The organism is Pseudidiomarina sp. (assembly GCF_048267825.1).
Lineage (GTDB): Bacteria > Pseudomonadota > Gammaproteobacteria > Enterobacterales > Alteromonadaceae > Pseudidiomarina.
Genome location: NZ_JBLWWR010000014.1, coordinates 22,180 through 44,266, shown reverse-complemented (window position 1 = coordinate 44,266; position 22,087 = coordinate 22,180). Strand labels below are relative to the sequence as shown.

The following is a 22,087-nucleotide window of genomic DNA, read 5'->3' as shown; positions in this document are numbered from 1 at the left end:
TAATTCAGCGATTACTTAAATAACATCCCCCATTTGGCGTACTTTAATTTGAAAGGCTAACGGAGTAAGCTTTACTGCCATACAAAAAGAAGATTCATTATGAGTAACAAAAGCTCACAACAGCACCAGCTGCAGGCCAAAGCAAAAGCGGCAGCAGCGTACGCACACGCGCCCTACAGTCGTTTTAAAGTTGGTGCAGCGTTTGCCTCTGATGCTGGTGAACTCATCACCGGCTGCAATGTAGAAAACGTTTCTTACGGGCTGTCAAACTGTGCAGAACGTACCGCAATTTTTACCGCTGTTGCGCAAGGCGTAGACCTATCTAAAGTTAAACAACTGGTCATCTATACACCAAGTGAGCAAGTCTATTCTCCTTGTGGAGCCTGTCGGCAGGTGATGGCGGAGTTTTTTCAACCGGAAACCGAAGTGATATCTACCTGTGATACGGGCCAAGAAAGTTGGACAGTTGGAACGTTGCTACCGAACGCGTTTTACTTCGATATCGAAAAATACAGAGTTTAATTGCTATGGACATTTCACAGGCAGCGTTAAAAGCGCTTCACTTTACCGATCTTACTTCTTTAAATAACAACGACACGCCTGCAATTATTAGTGCATTGTGCGCCGCTGCTGATACGCCTTTTGGTTCCCCTGCGGCCGTGTGTGTATTTCCAGAAATGGTCGTGTGGGCCAAGCTTGAATTACAGCGGCTAAACTTGCCCCAGGTAAAGGTTGCTACGGTAACTAATTTTCCTTTCGGCAGTGAAGATATCGAGCGAGCAGTTGCTGAAACTGAACGCGCAGTTGCGTGCGGTGCCGATGAGGTGGACGTGGTCTTTCCTTGGCGAGCTTTGCAAGAGGGTAATACCCAGTGTGGTTTTGATTTGGTGTCTGCGTGTAAAACAGCCTGCGGCGATATGGCGCAGCTAAAAGTTATTATCGAAAGTGGTGAACTGCACACCAAAGATCGGATTCGTTCTGCAAGTGAGATAGCGATTGCAGCGGGTGCTGATTTTATTAAGACGTCAACGGGTAAGGTGCCAGTTAATGCAACGCTCGACGCTGCAGAAGTTATGCTAACTGCAATCAAAGCCAGCGGAAAGAACTGCGGGTTTAAAGCTGCAGGTGGCGTACGCACGGCTTCTGAAGCTGCTGAATATCTGGTTTTAGCGGAGTCTATAATGGGGCGTTCATGGCTTACGGCTGATCACTTCCGTTTTGGTGCAAGTAGTTTATTGAAAAATCTGCTAGCGACGCTTGCAGGAAAAAATGTAGCGGCTGGCGAAGGATACTAAATGTTTTTACCCCAAGAAATCATTCGAATTAAACGCGATGGCGGTGTTTTAACGTCCGCCCAAATTAGGTTCTTTGTTGAGGGGCTCACCAAAGGATCCATTTCTGAAAGTCAGATATCAGCGCTCGCGATGGCGATATTTTTTCGTGGAATGACGGCCGATGAAACTGTTGCTTTAACATTAGCCATGCGTGACTCGGGTACGGTGTTGAACTGGCAGGCAATGGAACTTGATGGTCCGGTTCTCGATAAGCATTCAACGGGCGGTGTTGGCGATGTCGTTAGCTTAATGCTGGGGCCAATCATTGCCGCATGCGGCGGTTATGTACCGATGATTTCAGGGCGAGGGTTAGGGCATACAGGCGGTACGCTCGATAAAATGGATTCAATACCCGGCTATCAAACGCTGCCCGATCTTGAAACGTTTCGGAGGGTGGTAAAGCAAACCGGTGTTGCCATTATTGGCCAAACTGGTGATTTAGCGCCCGCTGATAAGCGTTTTTACGCAACGCGAGATATTACCGCGACAGTTGAATCGATTCCGCTGATCACTGCGTCCATCCTGTCGAAGAAGCTTGCAGCAGGTCTCGATGGTTTGGTACTGGATGTAAAAGTTGGTAATGGCGCGGTCATGCAAACCGAGTCCGATGCATCAGAGCTGGCAGAAAGTTTGGTTGCGGTGGCCAATGGTGCCGGTTTAGCGACCAGCGCTATCCTGACGGACATGAATGAAGTGCTGGCTGAGTCTGCTGGTAATGCAATTGAAGTGCGCGAAGCAATTCGGTATTTAACTGGTGAATATAGGGCACCGCGGCTACATGAGGTGACGGTAGCACTTTCTGCTGAAATGCTATTGTTAGGCGGACTGGCCGAAGATTTTAAGCAAGCCCAAAGCAAGGTTGAACATGTTCTATCCAGTGGAGCAGCGGCAGAACGTTTTAGCCAGATGGTAGTGCAGCTAGGGGGGCCGAGTGATTTACTGTCCAACTATCAACATCACTTGCCACTCGCTAAGGTTGCGAAACCTGTATTCGTTAATACCGCTGGATTTGTGACTAAAATTGATACACGAGCCGTAGGAATGGCTGTTGTCGCACTTGGTGGTGGACGCCAGCGTAGCACCGACACCCTGGATTTTGGGGTGGGGCTTGATGCAATTGTGGGCTTGGGAACGTATATAGACAATAAAACACCCGTCGCGATGCTTTATGCTCGCGACGAAGAAAGTTGGGAAGATGCAGCGGAGCGCGTTCGCAACGCTGTAACATTAGCAACTGCACCGGCGGCGGCGAGTAAGGTTATCTACCGCTATATTCGCAATTAGAATTAGCCCCGAACAGGACGGTATATTATGGCGCGTGCAATTATTGTGGTACTTGATTCATTTGGTATTGGTGCGGCGGCTGATGCTGAAAAGTTTGGTGACGTGGGTGCTGATACATTTGGTCATATCGCGCAGGAAGCAGCCGAAGGGCGAGCCGAGGTGGGGCGAACAGGGCCATTGCGCATACCGAACTTAATCCAGTTAGGCTTAGGCGAAGCCTATTACGGTGCAACGAATGAACAACCCAAAGGCATTGAGCCAGCCGCAGAAATAATCGGTCGCTTTGGTTGGGCGCAAGAGTTGTCGTCGGGCAAAGATACCCCGTCGGGACACTGGGAAATGGCTGGCGTACCCGTGCTGTTTGACTGGGGCTACTTTCTTGAGCCAAAGAATTCATTTCCAACTGCGCTACTTGACGCGATTGTTGCGAAAGCGAACCTGCCAGGCTACTTGGGTAATTGTCATGCGTCTGGAACCACCATTATTGCTGAGCTTGGTGAAGAACATATTCGAACCGGTAAGCCCATTTTTTATACATCGGCAGATTCGGTGTTTCAGATAGCATGTCATGAAGAGAGTTTTGGGCTTGAGCGGTTGTACAACCTGTGCGAAATAGCGCGCGAATTACTTGATCCATATAACATTGGGCGCGTTATTGCTCGTCCATTTATCGGTGCGGATGCAGCCACATTTAAACGTACTGGAAACCGCCGCGATTATGCCGTTCCGCCGCCAGCCCCCACGGTTTTGGATAAGCTTGTTCAAGCAGGTGGAGAAGTTATTAGTATTGGTAAAATTTCTGATATTTTTGCGCATCAGGGGGTTACCAAACAGTTAAAAGCAACGGGTATACCGGCTTTGGTTAATACGACTATAGCGCAACTAAAAGAAGCGCCTGACAACAGTATTATATTCACCAATTTAGTCGATTTTGACAGCGACTATGGGCATCGCCGTGATGTCAGTGGTTATGCTGCCGCATTAGAATTATTTGACCAACTGTTGCCACAACTCAAAGCTGCGCTACAACCCGATGATATATTGATACTTACCGCCGACCACGGCTGTGATCCGACGTGGCCGGGTACCGATCACACGCGAGAGTACGTGCCGGTAATTGCTGTTGGCAGCAACATTGAACCTGGTTCCATGGGCCGCAGGGAAACCTTCGCAGATATAGGCCAAACAGTGGCGCAATGGCTAAACCTGGCATCGCTCGATTATGGTAAAAGCTTTTTAACTGAGTAAATATAATCATGACGACACCCCACATTAATGCAGCCAAAGATGCATTTGCGCCAATTTGTTTGCTACCTGGCGACCCCCTTCGAGCTGAATTTATAGCGCGTTCATTTCTAACTGATGCGAAGCAAGTAACCAATGTACGCAATATGTTGGGGTTCACGGGTACCTACAAAGGAGTGCCGGTATCTGTGATGGGGAGCGGTATGGGCATACCATCCTGTTCAATTTACGCGACTGAGCTAGTCCGCTTTTATGGCGTGAAGCAGCTTGTTCGTGTGGGCAGTTGCGGTGCAGTGCAATCGGATATCAATCTTCGCGATATCATTTTAGCGCAGGGCGCCAGTACGGACTCAGGCGTAAATCGCCAGCGCTTTAACGGCTTCGATTTTTCCGCGATTGCTGATTTTGGGCTGCTAAGAAAAGTGGTGGAGCAAGCCGAGAAAACGAACCTCAACGTGCGAGTCGGCAATGTGTTCTCGGCAGATCTTTTTTATCAAGACGATATGTCGCGGCTGGAGTTACTGCGTAAACACGGTATTCTCGCTGTGGAAATGGAAGCTGCCGGATTGTATGGCGTAGCAGCTGAACATGGTGTTGCTGCACTGACCGTATTGACGGTTTCTGATCATATCGCCCGCGATGAAGCAATGAGTTCGAGCGAACGCCAAATAGGTTTTCACGAGATGGTTCAATTGACCCTCGACGCCCTTATTTAAGTGTTAAAAAATACGACCTTCAATAACTTTTTTTAATTCGAAATCGATTCTTATCCCCCAGTAATAGAGGCTATAACCTGAAAGGGGTAGCTTCTACTTACTCCCTCATTTCACTCGTAAACAGGCTGGTTTCAGCTAATCTATGGTCATCAAATAAAGCTTCGAATAGGGGTACTTAAGATGACTAAAGTTAATCAAATTAAATCAGGCATGTTTGTCGGTGCAGCAGCTGCGCTTGCACTTTTTAGCGGTGTCGCTCAAGCCGATGCGGGTGCTGCGGTTTATCAAAAGAATTGCATGGCATGCCATCAAGCAAATGGTCAAGGCATGGCGGCAGTATTCCCACCGCTTGCTGGTAACTCAAACATTACTGATAAGCCTGCGTATGTTGCCGAAACTATCATCAATGGTAAGTCCGGCAAAATCACTGTCAATGGCGCCGATTACAACGGCATGATGCCGCCCATGGGATACATGAGCGATGCAGACATAGCTGCGGTTGTTAATTATGTGAACGAAAAGTTTGCAGGCGGCAGCAAGACTGTCACAGCTGAAGAAATTAAAGCGGTTCGTTAATTAATAATTCGTTATTACTTGGAGAAATCTCATGAAAAACTTTGTTAAAACTGCAGTTGCAAGTGCGCTATTAGTTTCCATTGCTGGTTTACCGGCATTAGCTGATGCGAACGTTCCACTCAAGCATGACAGTGAATACGTAATCGACGGTAAAATTTACGGTATGCCAAAAGCAAAAATCTACCGTGAAGATTACAACGGTCCAGCGGTTGTTGGTGACTATGTAACTATGGTGCCGCACCTTGCTGAGCTTGACTACAAAGGCAATAAAGAACACGAAGTACGCATGGACGTATTTTCGCAAAAAGTCGAAGTAGCGCCAGGTGTTAGCTATAACGCATGGACATTCGGTGGCAGTGTTCCAGGTCCAGTACTCCACGTTCGCGAAGGTGACCGTGTTGTATTCAAAATGAAAAACCGCTCAACAGAAGAAGTGGTAATTACTAAGCCATTTAAAGGTGCAGCGCCATACTACAACCAAGTCGCGCAAAACCAACTGCAAAAACATGAACCTGTTGTAGCGCCAATGCCGCATTCAATGGACTTTCATAGTGGTACCGTAGCAGCCAACGATAAATGGGCAACAATCGCCCCAGGCGAAACAATTGAGTTTGAATGGATTGCAAACTACGCAGGTACTTATATGTACCATTGCGGTACTTCAAGCGTGCTGATGCACACAGCGATGGGTCAATATGGTGCTGTTGTTGTATCACCCAAAGAAGGCTACCCAACTGATAAAGAAGTTGATCAAGAATACGTAATTGTTCAGTCAGAAATGTACCTGTCTGAAATGGGTGATGGCTACATTTACGACCATTCAGCAGCGTTAGCACGTGACCCAAGCCACGTTGTATTTAACGGCCACGTATCAGCCCTAAGCGAGAACCCGCTGAAATCGAATGCCGGTGACCGTGTACGTATTCACTTCTTAAATGCAGGCCCGTCAGGCACTTCAAGCTTCCACGTTATTGGTGCAATTTTTGACCGTGTGTGGGCTGAAGGTGACCCGCGTAATACTTGGTATGGCATGCAAACTGTGCTGCTGGGTGCTAGTAGCAGCGCTACCGTAGAATTTATCGTGCCAGAAGAAGGCGTGTACAAGTTAGTTGACCACGAATTTGCTGATGCTGAACGTGGTGCTGCTGGCGCTTTGTACGCAGGCCCGCGCAAAACTAAGTAATTGAGGTGATGAAATGACTAAGTGGCTGAGTGTTTTGAGTTTATTGGTAGTAGCCAGCGTGAATGCGGACCCGGTAATTATTCCAGCCGGCGAGTATAAGCCTGCCGTATTGTTGGACGAATCCGTTGATACAGTGGTTATGCCAGCTTTCAAGCTCGACGCGATACCAGTCACTTATGCAGATTACTTGGTGTTTACACAAGCCAATAAGAAATGGCGGCGAGATAATATCGCCGCCATCTTCCACGATGGTAACTATTTAAGTGATTGGCCAAATGCAGAAAGCATTCCTGCGAAGCGCGCCGATTCAGCAATTACCCAAGTGTCATGGTTTGCTGCTCGCGCCTATTGTTCGGCCCAAGGTGGACGTTTGCCGACGCTCGATGAGTGGGAATATGCCTCGAATCATCAACTGCAGCAACAAGGGCTAAGCGACAAAGCTTATGCGCAGTTGTTGTTCGGTCGACACAGCAATCCAACTGCCTACGCCCAGCAGTCACTCAACATTGGCTCGGAACAATTGATGCACATGCATGATCGGGTCAACGAGTGGGTGGAAGATTTCCAGTTATTGCTAACTAACGGTGATGACACTGACTTGTTAGCTGGCTCTTGCGGTGATAGTGCGCGGTTTATGGCTGATTTTGGCGATGCCAGCTATGCGACATTTTTCCGCTATCAGTCCCGCAGTAACTATCGCGCACAAAGCACAACGAGCACGCTAGGTTTTCGTTGTGCATATGACATGGAGTAAAGAACGATGAACAAATTAATTTTAGCATTTACAGCTATTTGCTTGGTATCGGGTTCTGCACTTGCGCAAGATCATAGTCAACACAGCCATCATGATCACAAAAACCACACCACGCTTGGTGCTGCCGAAGTAAGTCAGGACGATTCTATTTATCATTTAGATGGTAAGTGGCAGAGTCACACTGGCGAGACCCTAACGTTGGCTGATTTGCAGGGACAGCCTGTTGTGATTTCAATGATCTACGGCAGTTGCACCACCGCGTGCCCTGTATTAGTGAATGATGCGCGTCGCGTTTTCCAAGCATTGCCTGAACAGTATCAGGCCCATGTGAAATTGGTCATGGTAAGCTTCGATGAATACCGAGACACGCCAGCAGCCCTGGCCGAATACGCCGATAAATATGGGCTTGGTGATGATGTTTGGACATTCCTACATGGCGACGATAGCAACATTCGAGCACTGGCGACCTTGCTGGGTGTACGCTATCGCAAACGTTCAGATGGCGACTTTGATCACAGTAATCTCGTAACCGTTCTTGATACTCAAGGGCGTATTGTACAGCGTACTGAAGGCTTAAATCGCCCTATAGAGGACGCTGCAGCAGCATTAATGAAGATAATTGACGACAATCACTTGCTGCATCATTAAGTGACCTAAGCCAGAATTGAGTTAATCGTACAAAAGTGACGCGAATTCGGTTAGAATTCGCGCCACTTTCGTATTCAATTCTGTTCCTTAAGGTAAAAAGAGTCAACGCATGTCAGAACTGGCTAAATCAATTGCAAAAGAAGTAGCAAAACGCCGCACTTTTGCGATCATCTCTCACCCGGATGCGGGTAAAACCACCATTACCGAAAAGGTATTGTTGCATGGGCAAAAGTTACAGAAGGCCGGTACTGTAAAAGGAAAAAAATCAGGTCAGCATGCAAAGTCTGACTGGATGGAAATGGAGAAAGAACGTGGCATCTCGGTCACGACCTCCGTGATGCAATTTCCGTATCGCGGTGCCTTGGTCAATTTACTCGATACGCCGGGACACGAAGATTTTTCTGAAGACACCTATCGAACCCTTACCGCAGTTGACTCGTGTTTAATGGTTATCGACGGCGCAAAAGGCGTTGAGGATAGAACCATTAAATTAATGGAAGTTACGCGTTTGCGTGACACGCCAATTATTACCTTCATGAATAAGCTCGACCGCGATATTCGCGATCCGATTGAGCTGCTCGATGAAGTTGAAAATGTACTCAATATAATGTGTGCCCCAATTACTTGGCCGATTGGCTCGGGTAAGAACTTCAAAGGGGTTTACCACCTTATTAACGATGAAATCATTTTCTACAAGACTGGCCAAGGTCACCGTATCCAAGAGGTTGATGTAATTAAGGGGCTGGATAATCCAGAGCTCGACAAGCGCATTGGTGACTATGCAGACGAGTTGCGGATGCAGATAGAGTTGGTAAAAGGCGCCTCGAACGACTTTGATTTAGAAATGTTTTTAGCCGGTGAATTAACCCCTGTCTATTTTGGTACCGCTTTGGGGAATTTTGGCGTTGACCACATGCTTGATGGGTTAGTTAACTGGGCCCCAACACCACTGTCGCGCGAAACCGACACCGGAGAGGTTATTGAGGCAACACACCCAGCGTTTTCTGGATTTGTGTTCAAAATTCAGGCAAACATGGACCCGAAGCACCGCGACCGTGTGGCGTTTATGCGAATCGTATCTGGTAAGTATGAAAAGGGTATGAAGATGCATCAGGTGCGCATTGGTAAAGATGTTCGTATTGCAGACGCGCTTACCTTTTTAGCCGGCGACCGCGAACACGTGGAAGAAGCTTATCCGGGCGATATCATCGGCTTACACAATCATGGCACCATTCAAATCGGTGACACGTTTACGGGTGGCGAGAAATTCAAGTTTAGCGGTATACCTAATTTTGCACCGGAGCTATTCCGCCGTATTCGCCTGAAAGACCCACTGAAACAGAAGCAGTTGTTAAAAGGCCTCGTCCAGCTGTCTGAAGAAGGCGCTGTGCAAGTGTTTCGCCCATTAAGTAATAATGATTTGATTGTTGGTGCGGTCGGTGTTCTGCAGTTTGACGTGGTTGTGCATCGCTTGAAATCGGAATATAACGTTGATGCTGTTTATGAAAGTATTAACGTAGCTACCGCGCGTTGGGTAAGCTGCTCGGATGCGAAGAAACTTGATGATTTTCGTCGTAAGGCGGAATCAAACTTGGCGCTCGACGGTGGCGACAATCTTACTTACATTGCACCAACAATGGTTAACCTCAGTTTGGCTACCGAACGCTATCCGGAGATTGTGTTTAGTCACACGCGCGAACATTAACCTATTTAAAATGGTCGGAGGGCGTTATGAAATTATTTGATAGTCATTGTCATCTTGATTTCGACGCCTTCGCATCAGACCGCAAAGACGTTGTTGCTCGCGCCTTAAATGTAGGGGTTCGCGCAATCTTTGTACCTGGTGTTTCACGGCGACAAAGCTTAAGCAATTCGAGCAGCGATAACCAATGGCCGGACGATTGCGCTGGTGTCGCGCTGCTGCAAGGCTTTGGGCTGCATCCGTATTTTATTCATCAACATCAAGATGATGATTTACAGTGGCTGGCGCAGCAACTGGAAAGCAACCCCACAGCAGCGGTTGGTGAAATTGGACTGGATGCTTGCTGCGAAGACTACACAACGCAAACCCGATTATTTACCGCACAAGTCGACCTCGCCTGTGAGTTTCAACGTCCAGTTGTAATTCACCACCGTAAAACACAGCCAGAATTATTGCGTGTGCTTAAGCAGGCTCGCAGTAAACTGCCTGAAAACCCAGGTGTAATTCATGCTTTTAGTGGCAGCAAAGAGCAGGCCAATACGTGGATTGAGCTTGGCTTTATGCTCGGTGTTGGCGGTACCATTACTTATGAACGAGCCAACAAAACGCGCACGGCACTGGCGCAAGCACCGCTGTCGAACATTCTGTTAGAAACCGACTCACCTGATATGCCAATTTCGGGGTATCAAGGCCAACGCAATGAACCGGCACACTGTATCGACGTAGTGCGTACGTTGGCGGAATTGCGGGAGGAATCTGTCGAGGAGCTCGCTGCAGCAACCTGGAACAACGCGTGTCGTTTATTTGGTTGGCACGGCTGAGCGTCGGTAACGCCATCGGTTGAATGTGATGGCGATAAACACGCCCGCAATAATTGCAAAAAGCAGCAAAAATTGACCATAGAAGGTCAAATAGGCATGAGTTTTGACAGGTTCTTGCAGCAATAACGTTTCATCTATGGTTAATGTTAAGTAGCCGATTACCTGAGTTTCATTGGTGATTTCTTCCACGACGGTTAAAGCCTGTTGAACTTCATCGGTATCGCTTAATGAAGTCGACTCGACGACGTTTTGGCCATAGCGGTTTTGAACTTGGGCTGAGGCAACAAACGGCTGCTGTTGTAGGTTATTGACCAACTCTTGCAAGTTCGCTATCTGATCAGTTTCAAGCCAGTAGTGAGCTTCTGATGCGGCCTGTTCAGCTGTTAGGCTGACTAAGGTGTGGCTGTGCGCTTGAAACTCCTGCAAACTGGTTGTATGCATAGCAGTCCAAGACTGTTCAATGAGTAGTATGATAAGCACAGCCAAGCCCAATCGACGGCCACGCCGATAGACAAGTTTAAATAGGCTGTTAACATGAGTAGGTATTTTTATCATGGGTCAAATATACGTTGATATGTATGAACTTCGCAACAAAATTAACGCCAGAGGCTAAAGCTTGATGCTCGATTTTTCTAAGCCGGGACTTGCCATTTTTGATATGGATTCAACCCTAATCACCATTGAGTGCATTGATGAAATTGCCGCGATTGCGGGGTGCAAGCGCGAAGTTAGTCTTATTACCGAACGCGCTATGCGCGGTGAACTGGATTTTGCAGAAAGCTTAAAGGCGCGCGTAGCAAAGTTGCGCGGCGTGCGACGCACTCAACTCGAGCAGCTGTTTGATCCCATTCCATTTACGCCCGGGGCGCAAGAATTACTATACTGGTTGCATCAAAAAGGATGGAAAACAGCTTTAGTTTCAGGTGGGTTCACCTGGTTTGCTGCGCCGGTAAGCCAAACGCTAAAGTTCGATTTTTGCCTTGCGAATCGCTTGGTATGGGACAACGACGTGCTAACCGGTGAAGTTGAAGAGCCCATTGTTGATGCTCGAATCAAAGCCGAATGTCTCGAGCGCTGGGCCAGTGAAGCGGATATTCCGATGCATCAGACATTAGCCGTTGGCGATGGTGCGAACGATATTCCGATGCTGAACGCTGCCGGTTTTGGTGTTGCATTTTGTGCAAAACCAAGCCTGCAGGAAATTGCAGACTTGATCATTGATGAGCCTGACTTAATGGCCATAGTGCGTTATTTCGAACAACAGATAGTAAACAACCCATCACACGCTTTGTAGCTTAGGAAAAATTCGCTATGGCAAAAACAAAAACAACGTTTGTATGCAACGATTGCGGAGCAGACTTTGCGCGCTGGCTGGGACAATGCCCAGAGTGCAAGGCGTGGAACACAATCACGGAGTTGCGTCTGGCGAGCGCCAAACCAACAGGCGCCGAACGGCGCGGCTATGCAGGCTCTACGCGTGCAACAGTGCAGACACTTAGCGATGTTAACCTCGAAGAGCTACCGCGGTTTAGTAGCAGTTTTGCAGAGTTTGATCGCGTGTTGGGCGGCGGCATTGTGCCGGGCTCGGCTATCCTGATAGGTGGATCGCCTGGGGCAGGTAAAAGTACCTTATTACTGCAGACAATGTGCCGTTTAGCTGAAAACATGGCGGTGCTCTATGTAACGGGTGAAGAATCCTTGCAGCAGGTAGCGTTGCGCGCTCAGCGCCTAAACCTGCCAACCAATAAACTTCGAATGCTGGCCGAAACTTCGGTTGAAACCATCTGTGATTTAGCTGACAAAGAAAAACCACGGGTTATGGTTATTGACTCCATTCAGGTGATGCATTTAGCAGATATTCAATCAGCGCCAGGAAGTGTCTCGCAGGTTCGAGAGTGTGCCGCCTATTTAACTCGCTACGCGAAACAAAATGGGGTAGCGATTGTCATGGTTGGACATGTGACCAAAGACGGTTCACTCGCGGGGCCCAAGGTACTCGAGCATTGCATTGACTGCTCAATTCTTCTTGAGGGCGACACCGACTCACGATTTCGTACGTTACGCGGTCATAAAAACCGTTTTGGGCCTGCCAATGAGTTGGGCGTATTCGCGATGACCGGTCAAGGGTTGAAGGAAGTCACGAATCCATCAGCAATATTTTTACAGCGCGGTGAACAACATGGCAGCGGTTCGGTGGTCATGGTTATTTGGGAAGGTACACGTCCTTTATTGGTGGAATTACAAGCATTGGTTGACGCGAGCCAGTTGGCGAACCCTCGTCGGGTGGCGGTGGGAATGGAAACCACGCGCTTGGCAATGTTGCTTGCGGTACTCCACCGGCATGGTGGTTTACATATGTCCGACCAAGACGTATTCGTGAATGTGGTTGGTGGCGTTCGGGTTACGGAAACTGGAGCTGACTTAGCCTTGTTGCTCGCAATAGTCTCAAGCTTTCGTGAGAACGAGTTACCGAAAAACTTAATTGTATTTGGCGAAGTTGGGCTGTCGGGCGAAATCAGACCTGTGCCAAATGGGCAAGCTCGCCTGCACGAGGCTGCCAAACATGGTTTTACGCGAGCTATCGTGCCTTTTGGCAATAAACCGAAAGAAACCATAGAAGGTATGCAAGTTATCGGTGTCAAAAGTTTACAAGATGCTTTAGAGGCTATTTGACGGTGTTACGAACGCTTGGCGTGATTTTGATGACCTGCATGATGAGTGCTAATGCGTCTGCGCAGCGCCTGGTATCGTTAAACCCTTGTTTCGATGCGTGGGTTCCGCAGTGGCTGCCAGCGGCTTGGGAGTTTGTGCCCAGCACCACTCACGGCAATCGGCTGGAACGTATTTTAGCGGCTCAACCGGATGCCGTTCTTTATGGTACATACACCAATGCGCGCTTAGTTGCAGCGCTCGATGAGGCAACTCAGATTGTGCGGGTGGATGAACCGAACTCGTGGTCACAGTGGCAACAGAGTCTGGCAACCGTCGGTGCAGCCTTGCAACTTGAGCGGGAGCTTTCAGTTTGGGCCATTGCACAAGAACAGCGCATGTCGGTGGGGAAAGACTTCCAGCACGACGTGTTAATTATTATGCCAAACCAATACAGCTGGGGTGGCAGCAGTTTTATTGTGGATATGTTACGGCACCATGGCGTTTCGGTGGTTGTTGCTGATGAAGATGTTGCGCTGGTTCAAATACGCTTAGAGCAACTCATTCAGATGCAACCCGAACGTGTCGTTTTAGACGGTTTTGCAAGTGACTATGCGCGCGCTAACGATTGGCTTTGGCATAATGCCTTGCAGCCATGGTTGCAGCAGCGGCAGGTGGTACAAATACCGACAGAGCTCAGTGGCTGCCCAGCCCAGCGCGCCGATGACTACCTCAATAAGGTGACGCAGTCATGACCCTACGGCTATTAATTATCGCCACGTTGGCGCTGCTGATTGGGCTTTGGCACCTTGGTAGCGGTGGTCAAAGCTGGTCGCTAATTCCGCAAAGTACACTTGATCACTACATTCTTGAACAAATCCGCTTGCCCCGTTTTATGCTGGCCTTGCTAAATGGCGTGGCGTTAGGGATTGCGGGCAGTGTTTTGCAGTTGCTGTTAAGGAACCCCTTGGCAGAGCCGGGAATCACGGGTATCGCCGGCGGTGCGGCTGTGGCTACTGTGATTACCTTATATTGGGGCGCGGTAAGCCCGGTAGTCTGGTGGCTACCTTTTATTGGTATGGCCGGGGGGCTTATAACGCTCGCCTTATTGTGGGTTTTTGCGGGTTCGCAGCCACGGGGCATACGCATTATTTTGGTGGGTGTGGCGCTGGCTGCAATTTCCGGCGCGTTGATTGCGGTGGTGTTGAACTTGGCACCCAACCCGTTCGCTTTTCAAGAGTGGGCGTTGTGGTTAATGGGATCGGTGGCAAACCGCGGATGGGCTTATGTGTGGTTGATGATTCCAGCTGTCGCGTTGGCAATTGTGCTATTGGTGAGTCAGCGGCGTTATCTGCAGGCACAGGTTTTCGATGAAGTAACCGTGCAGACATTGGGTTTTCATGAAGGGCGAAGTAAGTTCCTGCTCCTGTTAGCGGTCGCCTTATTGGTGTCGGCTTCGGTGGTGACTGCCGGAATTATTGGTTTTATTGGATTAGTCGCACCCCATGTGGTTCGGTTACTGGGTGTTAATCGTCCGTTACCCCTCGTTATCTTCAGCGGCATTGTTGGCGGAATTTTACTGGTTGCTGTAGACGCTTTGGTAAAATCTGTGGACACCCGCGTTGAGTTGCAGCTTGGTGTCGTTATTGCCTTATTAGGTGCGCCGTGGCTGCTGGTACTGCTGACGAAGCAGGAAAATCGTGATGCTTAAACTTGACTGTATTGCGCACTCGAATCGCCTCAAGCCATTCAGCTTTTGCGCAGGGCCAGGGCAATTGATTGGTGTGATTGGTGCAAATGGCGCAGGTAAATCGACCCTACTCAAAATTATGGCTGGGCTGCTCAACGATGTATCGGGTTCGGCAACGTGGGCTGATCAGGAGATGACACGCTGGTCGGCAATGGAGCGTCGCCAACACCTTGCCTTTATTCCCCAGCAAACACAATTTCAGGAACCTGCAACGGTTGCCGATTTATTACGAACAGCACAGCTTAATCTTCGTGCTGGCGCCCAAGAGTTGGCTCAGTGGCGTCAGTTAAGTATTGAGCAGTTCGAGCTTGAGCCATTATTAGACCGTGCGGTGACCCAGCTATCCGGTGGCGAACAGCGACGCGTGACATTGGCTTGTACACATGCCATGAACCGGCCGTTGTTAATTGCTGACGAGCCAACAGCCAGTTTGGATCTTAACTATCAGTTACTTACCATGGATTGGCTAAAAACCAGCAGTCAGCGTGGGAAACTGGTGTTTGTTGCCCTGCATGATTTGGCATTAGCAGCGCAATATTGCGATCAAATGCTTCTTTTACACCATGGTGCGTTGTTGGCACATGGTACGCCCAACCAAGTATTAACAGACGCTAACCTTGCCACTGCGTACAAGGTTAGCGTTGATTGGTTATGTAATCCAAAAGGTGTGGCTATGTTGCCGCGCCGCCTTTAATGTTCCTGACGCCATAACTCTGGCAATGTCAGTGGCCGTGATTCTAAGCGAACAGCATTCGTTGTGGCCGACTGACTGCGTTGTACAGAGTCCGCGCTCTTCGTGCTGACCGGTTCGCATTGGCCAAATGTCATGTGATAAGCCGCAGCCTGCAACATCGGATCATCCGCCGAGCCCCAATCACCAACAAGCACGTCACTCGCAGCACAATTTGGTGCTAAACCGTCAAAATAACGCCCTTCATCAAGTGCGTTAACGGTTTCAAAGTTGACAACAAAAGCGCGTTTGTCACAAAGCAGTTCAGGAATCTGTCCAACCGGTTTGCCACACGTTGGCCCGCCAACAACAACAACCTCAACGTATGGGTCAAGCGCATTGATGATCAGCTCAGACGAGGAACAGCTGGCGCGTGTTGTTAATACATAAACACGGTTCAGGTTTAACTGCTCGATGCCTTCATACAGTTGGAATTGCTCAATAAAGTTTGAGTCAGAATTATTGGCATTAAACAGATACTTGGTGAACACTTCGCCGATGACGTTATCACCTGCGCTTTGTGTTGCCGCTTGGTTGGCGAAACGCGTTAAGCCACCACCGTTATAGCGAACATCGATAATCAGCTCATCGACGCCTGCAAATTGGTCGTAAGCCGAATTGAGGTCTTCACCGGTACGATTAATAAAGCTATTGAGTACGTAATACCCGACATCTTTTCCGTCAACTGCAAAGCGATCAACAGCCAAAACGGTATTGGTTTCGACAATGTCCTTGGTCAAGACATCGGTAAAACTGGTTCCTGCTTGTTCCCGCCAGGTAATTTCAACGCTAACGCCAACGTCATTGGCACCAAGCTCTTCTTCGTAGCGGTCTTGCTCGAGCAAAGTTTGAACTGACACACCGTTAATGTGCGTGATTTCGTCAGAGCGCTTCATTCCCGCCACTTCGGCCGGCGATTCGGCATAAACGTAATTAATAAAAACACGGTTATCGGTGGTAATGCGAGAGCTAAACCCAAGTCCGGCATACTCGGCATCCACAAAGCGACTTTGGTATTCTTCTTCGGTTAAGATGAAACTGTAGCGATCTTCAGGAATGACCAAATCTTCAAGTAAGTCATACACATTGGAATAATTCGCCAGATTAATATTCGTCGGCAAATCTTCATTCCACAGGTAGTCGTCCTGCATGTAATCGTAAAACCGACTCACTTGGCCAGCGTTACTGCACTGATCCACGATAGGTGTAAACTCTTCGCCACTATCACTTCCGCATCCGGCAAGAATAAAGCAGCTCGCTAGACTCGACAGTACAAACTTTTGATTTGTTTTCATTCTATCAATCTCTCTACAGGTAATATGTACGTTATTAAGATGACAGATTTTTACGCAAATCGCCAAACTTTCCCTAGTGACGCGCGTCACCAAATTTGGCACACTGCCTGCCACATCGTTTTTAAGAGATTCATCTATGACCGCAGTAATGATTGATTTAACAGGCCATGAGCTGACCGCTGAGGAGCGCGAATTGCTTGCGCATCCAGCGGTAGGTGGGGTGATTTTATTTAGTCGTAATTTTCACGATATTGAACAGTTGGTGGAACTGGTGCGACAAACACGTGCTGCAGCGAGAAACCCACTTATCATTGCAGTTGATCATGAAGGCGGTCGGGTACAACGATTCAAAGACGGATTTAGCAAAATTCCTGCCATGGCAGATATTCTGGTAAAAGCCTCAAGCGATGAGCAGGCTTTACACTGGGCTCAAGAATTGGGTTGGTTGATGGCAACCGAAGTGCTGGCGATGGACATCGATATCAGCTTTGCGCCGGTGCTCGATATTAATGGCATTAGTGAAGTGATTGGTAACCGTGCATTTGCCACTGAAGCTAAACAAATCATACCTGTCGCCCGGGCATTTATCAGAGGCATGCACCAAGCTGGCATGAAAGCGACCGGTAAGCATTTTCCAGGGCACGGGTCTGTGCGGGCCGACTCCCACATTGAAATACCAATTGATGAACGCAGTTGGAGTGAAATCCTTGAGACCGATCTTCCACCGTTTATTGAGTTGGCAAGCAGCCTGGATGCGATGATGCCTGCCCATGTTATCTATCCGGCGGTTGATGATAAACCAGCAGGTTTCTCACACTACTGGCTGCAGGATATTTTGCGTGCACAACTGCAGTTTAAAGGCATTATTTTTAGCGATGATTTAGGTATGGCTGGCGCAACGGTTGCTGGTTCTATGACTGACCGCGCGTACGCTGCATTAGATGCTGGGTGTGACATGGTGCTGGTGTGTAATGATCGCGCTGGAGCCATTGAGGTTATCGAAGCAATTGAACCACGCTTGGCACAGCTCAACAAACAACAAGAGCGCTGCTACCAACAGTTGGCCAAGCCAGCAGGCATGACCTTATCGGTGTTACATAATCACCCGCGCTGGCATGCAGCGCAGGCAATATTGGCAGAAATGGCGTCAGAATCAACTGACTCGTAATAGATTATGCTGAGGCGTAAGGCAGCGGATCAACGCAATTGTTCGCTGCAAATGCTTCAAGTCGTTCAACGCAGGCTCCACATTTGCCGCATGCTTTTTCTCGGCCATTGTAACAGGTCCACGTTTGCGCGTAGTCGAGGCCCATAGCTAAACCAGCTGCAAGAATCTCTGCTTTAGTATTGGTTAGAAATGGCACTTCGATAGGTATCGGTTCATAGTTGGCGATGAGGCTAACGGCATTCATCTTCTCTACAAACTCAGGGCGACAGTCAGGGTAAATTGCGTGGTCGCCAGAATGCGCACCGTAATATACGGCCTCAGCTTTAATGCTCACGGCGTACCCAATGGCAAGCGCAAGCAAAATCATATTCCGGTTCGGTACAACGGTCGACTGCATGGATTCAGCTTCGTAATGCCCCTCAGGAATGTCGATATCGGAGGTCAAAGAGCTTCCTGCCAGCAACGTATTAATCGCTGAAATATCCACTACTTTATGGTTAATCCCCAAAGATTTGCAGACTGTGGCCGCTGCGTCGAGCTCGCGAACGTGGCGTTGCCCATAGTTGAAACTCAAGGCGTATACGTCGTGTCCTTGCTTTAGTGCATGATGCAACACGGTAAAGGAATCCATACCACCTGAGTAAATAACGACAACTTTTGCCATTAGAAGATCCTATTCTTGCTGAATTTACGCTAAAATTATGCGCTTAATGTACAAACATGCGCATGTGTATTGTATCGCAATTCTTTTAGCAGATGTTGGAGAATCCTATTAGCACCCTGTACCCGATTAACGAAATATTCCAAACCATTCAAGGTGAGGGGGTATTCACTGGCGTGCCAGCCATATTCATCCGTTTGCAGGGATGCCCTGTGGGTTGCCCATGGTGTGACACGCAACATACTTGGGAGCAACGTGACAGCGATCAGGTTGAGGCGACAGATGTCGTTGAAAAACAGCAGCCAAGCTCAAACTGGGCTTCCATCACTGCCGATGACATGGTTAAGCTGTTGGAAGATAAAGGCTACACCGCGAAGCATGTGGTGATTACTGGTGGTGAACCAGCAATGTTTAATCTTATTCCGCTTGGGCAGGCGTTAGAGCAAAAAGGATATCAACTTCAAATTGAAACCAGTGGCACCTTTGCAATTCAGGTAACGCCGTCTACTTGGGTGACTGTATCGCCTAAATTAGACATGCCGGGTGGTTATCTTGTGCGGCCAGACTGTATGAAACGCGCGAACGAGATCAAGTACCCAGTTGCCATGCAAAAGCACATTGAACAGTTCGACAAACTCTTAAAAGCGTGTCCGCCGCGCGCTGAGGCGGTCATCGCGCTGCAGCCGATTAGCCAGCGCCCACGAGCTACCGAACTTGCGATTAAGGTGTGTATTGAAAGAAATTGGCGGCTGTCGGCACAGTTGCATAAGTATCTGAAAATTGAGTAGGCGCTCAGCCTACTTTTAATCTCTGCCAATTAGTTATTTCTATACTGAGTTTCCAGTGCCCAGCAGCAAGAGGAAATTCAGATGGCTCGCCGTTACCTACATTCCAGTACCTATCAACTTATTAGACGAACCCGCGGTCAGGGTATGACCGAATACATCATTATCGTTGCTCTCATTGCTGTGGCTGCGATAGGCGTTTACTCCTTGCTGGGCAAAACCGTGCGCGGTCAGGTTGCCGGTATCGCAAATGAAATTACCGGTCAAAGCTCATCGGAACAACTTAATAGCGCCCGTTCTGCAGCGCGGCGAGCCAATACATTGGGTCGCCAAGATGTAAGCTTGGGTAACTACGACGAAGTAACCGAGTCAGGCAATTAATATGAGGCGCCGCAACGGTTATGTCAGCGTCTTAATCTTGCCTGCATTAGCTGGTTTGCTGATGTTATTACTTGGCGTTGTTAGCCAGCAGCATAAGCTTCAGCAACGCTGGCATTTGCAAAGCGCAGCGGACACCATGGCTCACAGTGCCGCAACGGTTATGGCCCGCGAGTTTAATTTACTTGCGGTACTTAATCGCGCATTGATTGCCAATCAAGTTGCTCAGGCACAACTGCTCGGTCTGTCCAGTTGGTATCGCAATCTGGCCTCAGCTACTGATCGGCTGGCGCTGGTAAGTAGCTGGATTCCCTATTTGAATGTGGTGACGCGTCACCTTGCGAACGCTACACGGTACGTCAATACGCCATTGCAAACCCTATTATCAGCAGGCCTCTTACTGCAACGTGCCTTGGTTGGGTCATTGCGCATCGCTCAAATTATGGTGCGCTATTCATTTGCCATGATAATTCCCAAAACGTTGTCGGAGCTGGCGCAGTTACAGAATATTCCTGAGCATAAATGGACTTTGTTACATAGTCCGGGTTTAGTTGAATTCCCATGGCTGTGGTGGACGTTTATCCCGCCGCAGTCAGCTGCTCGCGATAAAAACTTGCTGGCCGACTTGGTGCGTCACAGTCGAGATTCCTTTACCCAGCGTCGCACCTACACCTGGTTTAACGTTGGGCTTATCAAAGCACAAAAAACGGGTGGAACCGATCTTGTCGTGAGTCAGCAAGGTAGCTGGTCATGGCAGTCTATGGATACGGTTGCGCTGCATGTGCGGATATTGTTTGGTCGCGAAGAAATCCCGTGGGGAAACGGCGTTACCCACACGGATAGAAGAGTCACAAGATTGCAGTCGCAGCGATTTGGTGGCAGTGCAAGAAAGAATCCGCGAACGGCACGTTGGGCACTTACCGAGCAACACCGTTTAGCTGGGATGAGTACGCCAACCTATTTCAACCGTGAAACGCTTGAGCCCGCGCACTGGCCGTCAGTAATTATTCAATTTGATGATGTCGTTGCCAAAGCTGGAATACGGTTCTCGCGACCGCGAGCGATTTTCCCCCGGCGCGATACGCGTAGCGAACGGGCTAATCTCTTTAATGCACTTTGGGAACCTGAGCTGCAATCACTTACTCGACCAGAAAAGTTAATTATCAGTCAACTTCGCGAGCAACAGTCATGAGCAAACAGCATGGACAAGCAATAATTGAGTTGGTGGCGGCGCTGGGTGTGATGTCAGTCATCCTGTCATTTGCTTTGGGGAAATTGAATGAAAGCATGATTGCTCAGCACGGGCACTTGAATAATCTACGTGCGGAAATTTTTCAGCCGATTCCTCAGTTGCAGTGGCAACACAAACCGAACGACGAATTTAGCCAGCGCGTAAAGCCTGTCGTTGACGCGCTTAATGCAGTGGTTCAATTTGATTTACCAATGAATAACGTCATTCAAGTGCATGCGGAGAACTCTCCATACAAGCTAGCGCGCCTCTCTCACGGGTGGCAAGCTGAATCATCGGCTCACCTTACTCAACGTCCCGCGCAGCTAACAGCCAGCTATCACCTAAAAAATATGGGCCTTAATGCTGTGTTTGATGGTGTTGGTCATCTTCCTATTGCGAAGGAACTAAGAAATAAATCCCTAGAGCTCGGCAAGGTGGATGCCGAAATTACTCCGTTTGAACTCAAGTGCTTGGACGCCTCATGTCAGTAGCAGCTGCATGGCTGGCTATAAACGCGCAGCTGTTACTGAACTCACACGAGGGGCAATTGTGGCAGATTTCAGAAACAGCAGATGTACATGGTCTGAAAGGGCGCCTGTCATGTGTGCAGGAGCTGGAAATGGGGCAACAAAGGTGGTGTCGCACGCAGAAGCGACTGTGGTGGTTTAGCGAAGTCGGCGACAGACACTATGTGCAACGTTTTGAATTGAATAAATTTGGTGCGCGCGACAGTGGCGCTCATCATGCGTGGCTAGGTGAGCGCTTAAGTGTGTACAGAATTGATGAATTTATACTTTCCACGTATCGCACTCGACACTCGGCGGACACATTAATTCGCGAGTTTAGGTTTCGTCAGGCCACACGTATCGTTTCTGTCAGGGAGATTGAGCATGGACGTTATCACTTGCAACTGCGTGCGCCGCGAGAGGATGTGCTGGTTATTCAACAGGCAGTTCAATCGACAGCAGCGCCGGACACGATTGCAATCTCAATGCGGACAGAGCGTGATTGAAATTTTGTTGATGACGATTTTTGTTGCTGCCATCTGGCTGATACCGGTCACTTCGAAACAAGCGACTGTCATTGAAGTATTTGAGCAAATTGCGCATTCAACCTCGCGCCATGTGGCGTGGATATGGATGCAATTCACGTTGAATCCATTGGTTTTATAGCCGAG

At 48.7% G+C, this 22,087-nt stretch carries 26 protein-coding genes; 23 read left to right on the top strand and 3 right to left on the bottom strand.

The window, feature by feature from the left end:
- Positions 1-99 precede the first annotated feature (99 nt).
- From ACN0UN_RS10385 to ACN0UN_RS10335, 11 genes are all read left to right on the top strand, one after another.
- Complete coding sequence (locus ACN0UN_RS10385) at positions 100-522, top strand: cytidine deaminase (protein WP_417659907.1); 423 nt, start codon at positions 100-102, stop codon at positions 520-522.
- Positions 523-527: 5 nt separating this feature from the next.
- Positions 528-1,295 carry a deoxyribose-phosphate aldolase gene (deoC, locus tag ACN0UN_RS10380; protein ID WP_417659906.1) on the top strand — a complete coding sequence of 256 codons (768 nt, stop codon included), beginning with the start codon at positions 528-530 and terminating at the stop codon, positions 1,293-1,295.
- The gene (deoA, locus tag ACN0UN_RS10375; RefSeq protein WP_417659905.1) at positions 1,296-2,618 is read left to right on the top strand and encodes a thymidine phosphorylase; all 1,323 of its coding nucleotides are present in this window, start codon (positions 1,296-1,298) and stop codon (positions 2,616-2,618) included.
- A 27-nt stretch (positions 2,619-2,645) separates the two neighbouring features.
- Entirely contained in the window at positions 2,646-3,866 is a 1,221-nt protein-coding gene (locus ACN0UN_RS10370) for a phosphopentomutase (protein WP_417659904.1), read from the top strand.
- 8 nt (positions 3,867-3,874) lie between these two features.
- Entirely contained in the window at positions 3,875-4,579 is a 705-nt protein-coding gene (gene deoD, locus ACN0UN_RS10365; RefSeq protein WP_417659903.1) for a purine-nucleoside phosphorylase, read from the top strand.
- Between the two features lie 180 nt (positions 4,580-4,759).
- Positions 4,760-5,155, top strand: a complete 396-nt coding sequence (locus ACN0UN_RS10360; RefSeq protein WP_417659902.1) for a c-type cytochrome — start codon at positions 4,760-4,762, stop codon at positions 5,153-5,155.
- Positions 5,156-5,186: 31 nt separating this feature from the next.
- Complete coding sequence (locus tag ACN0UN_RS10355) at positions 5,187-6,338, top strand: multicopper oxidase domain-containing protein (RefSeq protein ID WP_417659901.1); 1,152 nt, start codon at positions 5,187-5,189, stop codon at positions 6,336-6,338.
- 13 nt (positions 6,339-6,351) lie between these two features.
- Positions 6,352-7,092, top strand: a complete 741-nt coding sequence (locus ACN0UN_RS10350) for a formylglycine-generating enzyme family protein (protein WP_417659900.1) — start codon at positions 6,352-6,354, stop codon at positions 7,090-7,092.
- Between the two features lie 6 nt (positions 7,093-7,098).
- Positions 7,099-7,740, top strand: a complete 642-nt coding sequence (locus tag ACN0UN_RS10345; RefSeq protein WP_417659899.1) for an SCO family protein — start codon at positions 7,099-7,101, stop codon at positions 7,738-7,740.
- A 109-nt stretch (positions 7,741-7,849) separates the two neighbouring features.
- The gene (prfC, locus tag ACN0UN_RS10340; RefSeq protein WP_417659898.1) at positions 7,850-9,445 is read left to right on the top strand and encodes a peptide chain release factor 3; all 1,596 of its coding nucleotides are present in this window, start codon (positions 7,850-7,852) and stop codon (positions 9,443-9,445) included.
- A 26-nt stretch (positions 9,446-9,471) separates the two neighbouring features.
- Positions 9,472-10,263, top strand: a complete 792-nt coding sequence (locus ACN0UN_RS10335) for a TatD family hydrolase (protein ID WP_417659897.1) — start codon at positions 9,472-9,474, stop codon at positions 10,261-10,263.
- On the opposite strand, the gene ACN0UN_RS10330 is transcribed toward ACN0UN_RS10335, so the two are convergent.
- Positions 10,243-10,704, bottom strand: a complete 462-nt coding sequence (locus ACN0UN_RS10330) for a hypothetical protein (protein ID WP_417659896.1) — start codon at positions 10,702-10,704, stop codon at positions 10,243-10,245. The two genes, ACN0UN_RS10335 and ACN0UN_RS10330, sit on opposite strands and share 21 nt — an antisense overlap.
- A 178-nt stretch (positions 10,705-10,882) precedes the next feature.
- Here ACN0UN_RS10330 and serB point away from each other — a divergent pair, with 178 nt between their 5' ends.
- The 5 genes from serB to ACN0UN_RS10305 are packed head-to-tail and all read left to right on the top strand — an operon-like array spanning position 10,883 to position 15,356.
- Positions 10,883-11,557 (top strand): phosphoserine phosphatase SerB, encoded by a 675-nt coding sequence (gene serB, locus ACN0UN_RS10325; RefSeq protein ID WP_417659895.1) that lies wholly within the window; start codon positions 10,883-10,885, stop codon positions 11,555-11,557.
- 17 nt (positions 11,558-11,574) lie between these two features.
- Positions 11,575-12,936, top strand: coding sequence for a DNA repair protein RadA (gene radA / locus ACN0UN_RS10320; RefSeq protein WP_417659894.1), 1,362 nt, complete (start codon positions 11,575-11,577; stop codon positions 12,934-12,936).
- A 2-nt stretch (positions 12,937-12,938) separates the two neighbouring features.
- On the top strand, positions 12,939-13,667 hold the full coding sequence (locus ACN0UN_RS10315) for a hypothetical protein (protein WP_417659893.1): 729 nt from the start codon (positions 12,939-12,941) through the stop codon (positions 13,665-13,667).
- Positions 13,664-14,623, top strand: coding sequence for a FecCD family ABC transporter permease (locus tag ACN0UN_RS10310; RefSeq protein WP_417659892.1), 960 nt, complete (start codon positions 13,664-13,666; stop codon positions 14,621-14,623). Before ACN0UN_RS10315 ends, ACN0UN_RS10310 begins: the two co-directional genes overlap by 4 nt.
- Complete coding sequence (locus tag ACN0UN_RS10305; RefSeq protein ID WP_417659913.1) at positions 14,616-15,356, top strand: ABC transporter ATP-binding protein; 741 nt, start codon at positions 14,616-14,618, stop codon at positions 15,354-15,356. The genes ACN0UN_RS10310 and ACN0UN_RS10305 overlap by 8 nt, the downstream gene beginning before the upstream one ends.
- On the opposite strand, the gene ACN0UN_RS10300 is transcribed toward ACN0UN_RS10305, so the two are convergent.
- Positions 15,353-16,687 (bottom strand): S41 family peptidase, encoded by a 1,335-nt coding sequence (locus tag ACN0UN_RS10300; protein ID WP_417659891.1) that lies wholly within the window; start codon positions 16,685-16,687, stop codon positions 15,353-15,355. The two genes, ACN0UN_RS10305 and ACN0UN_RS10300, sit on opposite strands and share 4 nt — an antisense overlap.
- A 136-nt stretch (positions 16,688-16,823) precedes the next feature.
- Between ACN0UN_RS10300 and nagZ the strand changes: the two genes are divergently transcribed.
- The gene (gene nagZ / locus ACN0UN_RS10295) at positions 16,824-17,855 is read left to right on the top strand and encodes a beta-N-acetylhexosaminidase (protein ID WP_417659890.1); all 1,032 of its coding nucleotides are present in this window, start codon (positions 16,824-16,826) and stop codon (positions 17,853-17,855) included.
- Positions 17,856-17,859: 4 nt separating this feature from the next.
- Here nagZ and queC read toward each other — a convergent pair whose 3' ends face one another.
- Positions 17,860-18,519, bottom strand: a complete 660-nt coding sequence (queC, locus tag ACN0UN_RS10290) for a 7-cyano-7-deazaguanine synthase QueC (RefSeq protein ID WP_417659889.1) — start codon at positions 18,517-18,519, stop codon at positions 17,860-17,862.
- Between the two features lie 92 nt (positions 18,520-18,611).
- Between queC and queE the strand changes: the two genes are divergently transcribed.
- The 6 genes from queE to ACN0UN_RS10260 all read left to right on the top strand — a co-directional run bounded on the left by queE (position 18,612) and on the right by ACN0UN_RS10260 (position 22,082).
- Positions 18,612-19,304: a 7-carboxy-7-deazaguanine synthase QueE gene (gene queE / locus ACN0UN_RS10285; RefSeq protein ID WP_417659888.1), complete on the top strand. Its 693-nt coding sequence runs from the start codon at positions 18,612-18,614 to the stop codon at positions 19,302-19,304.
- Positions 19,305-19,385: 81 nt separating this feature from the next.
- On the top strand, positions 19,386-19,682 hold the full coding sequence (locus ACN0UN_RS10280; RefSeq protein ID WP_417659887.1) for a Flp family type IVb pilin: 297 nt from the start codon (positions 19,386-19,388) through the stop codon (positions 19,680-19,682).
- Position 19,683: 1 nt separating this feature from the next.
- Positions 19,684-20,871 carry a hypothetical protein gene (locus tag ACN0UN_RS10275; protein WP_417659886.1) on the top strand — a complete coding sequence of 396 codons (1,188 nt, stop codon included), beginning with the start codon at positions 19,684-19,686 and terminating at the stop codon, positions 20,869-20,871.
- Positions 20,868-21,401, top strand: coding sequence for a hypothetical protein (locus ACN0UN_RS10270; protein WP_417659885.1), 534 nt, complete (start codon positions 20,868-20,870; stop codon positions 21,399-21,401). Before ACN0UN_RS10275 ends, ACN0UN_RS10270 begins: the two co-directional genes overlap by 4 nt.
- The gene (locus ACN0UN_RS10265; RefSeq protein WP_417659884.1) at positions 21,392-21,922 is read left to right on the top strand and encodes a hypothetical protein; all 531 of its coding nucleotides are present in this window, start codon (positions 21,392-21,394) and stop codon (positions 21,920-21,922) included. Before ACN0UN_RS10270 ends, ACN0UN_RS10265 begins: the two co-directional genes overlap by 10 nt.
- On the top strand, positions 21,915-22,082 hold the full coding sequence (locus tag ACN0UN_RS10260) for a hypothetical protein (RefSeq protein WP_417659883.1): 168 nt from the start codon (positions 21,915-21,917) through the stop codon (positions 22,080-22,082). The genes ACN0UN_RS10265 and ACN0UN_RS10260 overlap by 8 nt, the downstream gene beginning before the upstream one ends.
- Positions 22,083-22,087: the final 5 nt, after the last annotated feature.

Coding starts and splice junctions, on each gene's coding strand:
- deoD (WP_417659903.1), top strand. CDS start 3,875: ATGACGACACCCCACATTAATGCAGCCAAAGATGCATTTGCGCCAATT.
- ACN0UN_RS10370 (WP_417659904.1), top strand. CDS start 2,646: ATGGCGCGTGCAATTATTGTGGTACTTGATTCATTTGGTATTGGTGCG.
- ACN0UN_RS10275 (WP_417659886.1), top strand. CDS start 19,684: ATGAGGCGCCGCAACGGTTATGTCAGCGTCTTAATCTTGCCTGCATTA.
- ACN0UN_RS10300 (WP_417659891.1), bottom strand. CDS start 16,687: ATGAAAACAAATCAAAAGTTTGTACTGTCGAGTCTAGCGAGCTGCTTT.
- ACN0UN_RS10310 (WP_417659892.1), top strand. CDS start 13,664: ATGACCCTACGGCTATTAATTATCGCCACGTTGGCGCTGCTGATTGGG.
- ACN0UN_RS10345 (WP_417659899.1), top strand. CDS start 7,099: ATGAACAAATTAATTTTAGCATTTACAGCTATTTGCTTGGTATCGGGT.
- ACN0UN_RS10270 (WP_417659885.1), top strand. CDS start 20,868: ATGAGCAAACAGCATGGACAAGCAATAATTGAGTTGGTGGCGGCGCTG.
- queE (WP_417659888.1), top strand. CDS start 18,612: ATGTTGGAGAATCCTATTAGCACCCTGTACCCGATTAACGAAATATTC.
- ACN0UN_RS10385 (WP_417659907.1), top strand. CDS start 100: ATGAGTAACAAAAGCTCACAACAGCACCAGCTGCAGGCCAAAGCAAAA.
- serB (WP_417659895.1), top strand. CDS start 10,883: ATGCTCGATTTTTCTAAGCCGGGACTTGCCATTTTTGATATGGATTCA.
- deoC (WP_417659906.1), top strand. CDS start 528: ATGGACATTTCACAGGCAGCGTTAAAAGCGCTTCACTTTACCGATCTT.
- ACN0UN_RS10355 (WP_417659901.1), top strand. CDS start 5,187: ATGAAAAACTTTGTTAAAACTGCAGTTGCAAGTGCGCTATTAGTTTCC.
- ACN0UN_RS10350 (WP_417659900.1), top strand. CDS start 6,352: ATGACTAAGTGGCTGAGTGTTTTGAGTTTATTGGTAGTAGCCAGCGTG.
- ACN0UN_RS10265 (WP_417659884.1), top strand. CDS start 21,392: ATGTCAGTAGCAGCTGCATGGCTGGCTATAAACGCGCAGCTGTTACTG.
- ACN0UN_RS10335 (WP_417659897.1), top strand. CDS start 9,472: ATGAAATTATTTGATAGTCATTGTCATCTTGATTTCGACGCCTTCGCA.
- ACN0UN_RS10280 (WP_417659887.1), top strand. CDS start 19,386: ATGGCTCGCCGTTACCTACATTCCAGTACCTATCAACTTATTAGACGA.
- radA (WP_417659894.1), top strand. CDS start 11,575: ATGGCAAAAACAAAAACAACGTTTGTATGCAACGATTGCGGAGCAGAC.
- queC (WP_417659889.1), bottom strand. CDS start 18,519: ATGGCAAAAGTTGTCGTTATTTACTCAGGTGGTATGGATTCCTTTACC.
- ACN0UN_RS10330 (WP_417659896.1), bottom strand. CDS start 10,704: ATGCATACAACCAGTTTGCAGGAGTTTCAAGCGCACAGCCACACCTTA.
- deoA (WP_417659905.1), top strand. CDS start 1,296: ATGTTTTTACCCCAAGAAATCATTCGAATTAAACGCGATGGCGGTGTT.
- ACN0UN_RS10305 (WP_417659913.1), top strand. CDS start 14,616: ATGCTTAAACTTGACTGTATTGCGCACTCGAATCGCCTCAAGCCATTC.
- ACN0UN_RS10360 (WP_417659902.1), top strand. CDS start 4,760: ATGACTAAAGTTAATCAAATTAAATCAGGCATGTTTGTCGGTGCAGCA.
- prfC (WP_417659898.1), top strand. CDS start 7,850: ATGTCAGAACTGGCTAAATCAATTGCAAAAGAAGTAGCAAAACGCCGC.
- nagZ (WP_417659890.1), top strand. CDS start 16,824: ATGACCGCAGTAATGATTGATTTAACAGGCCATGAGCTGACCGCTGAG.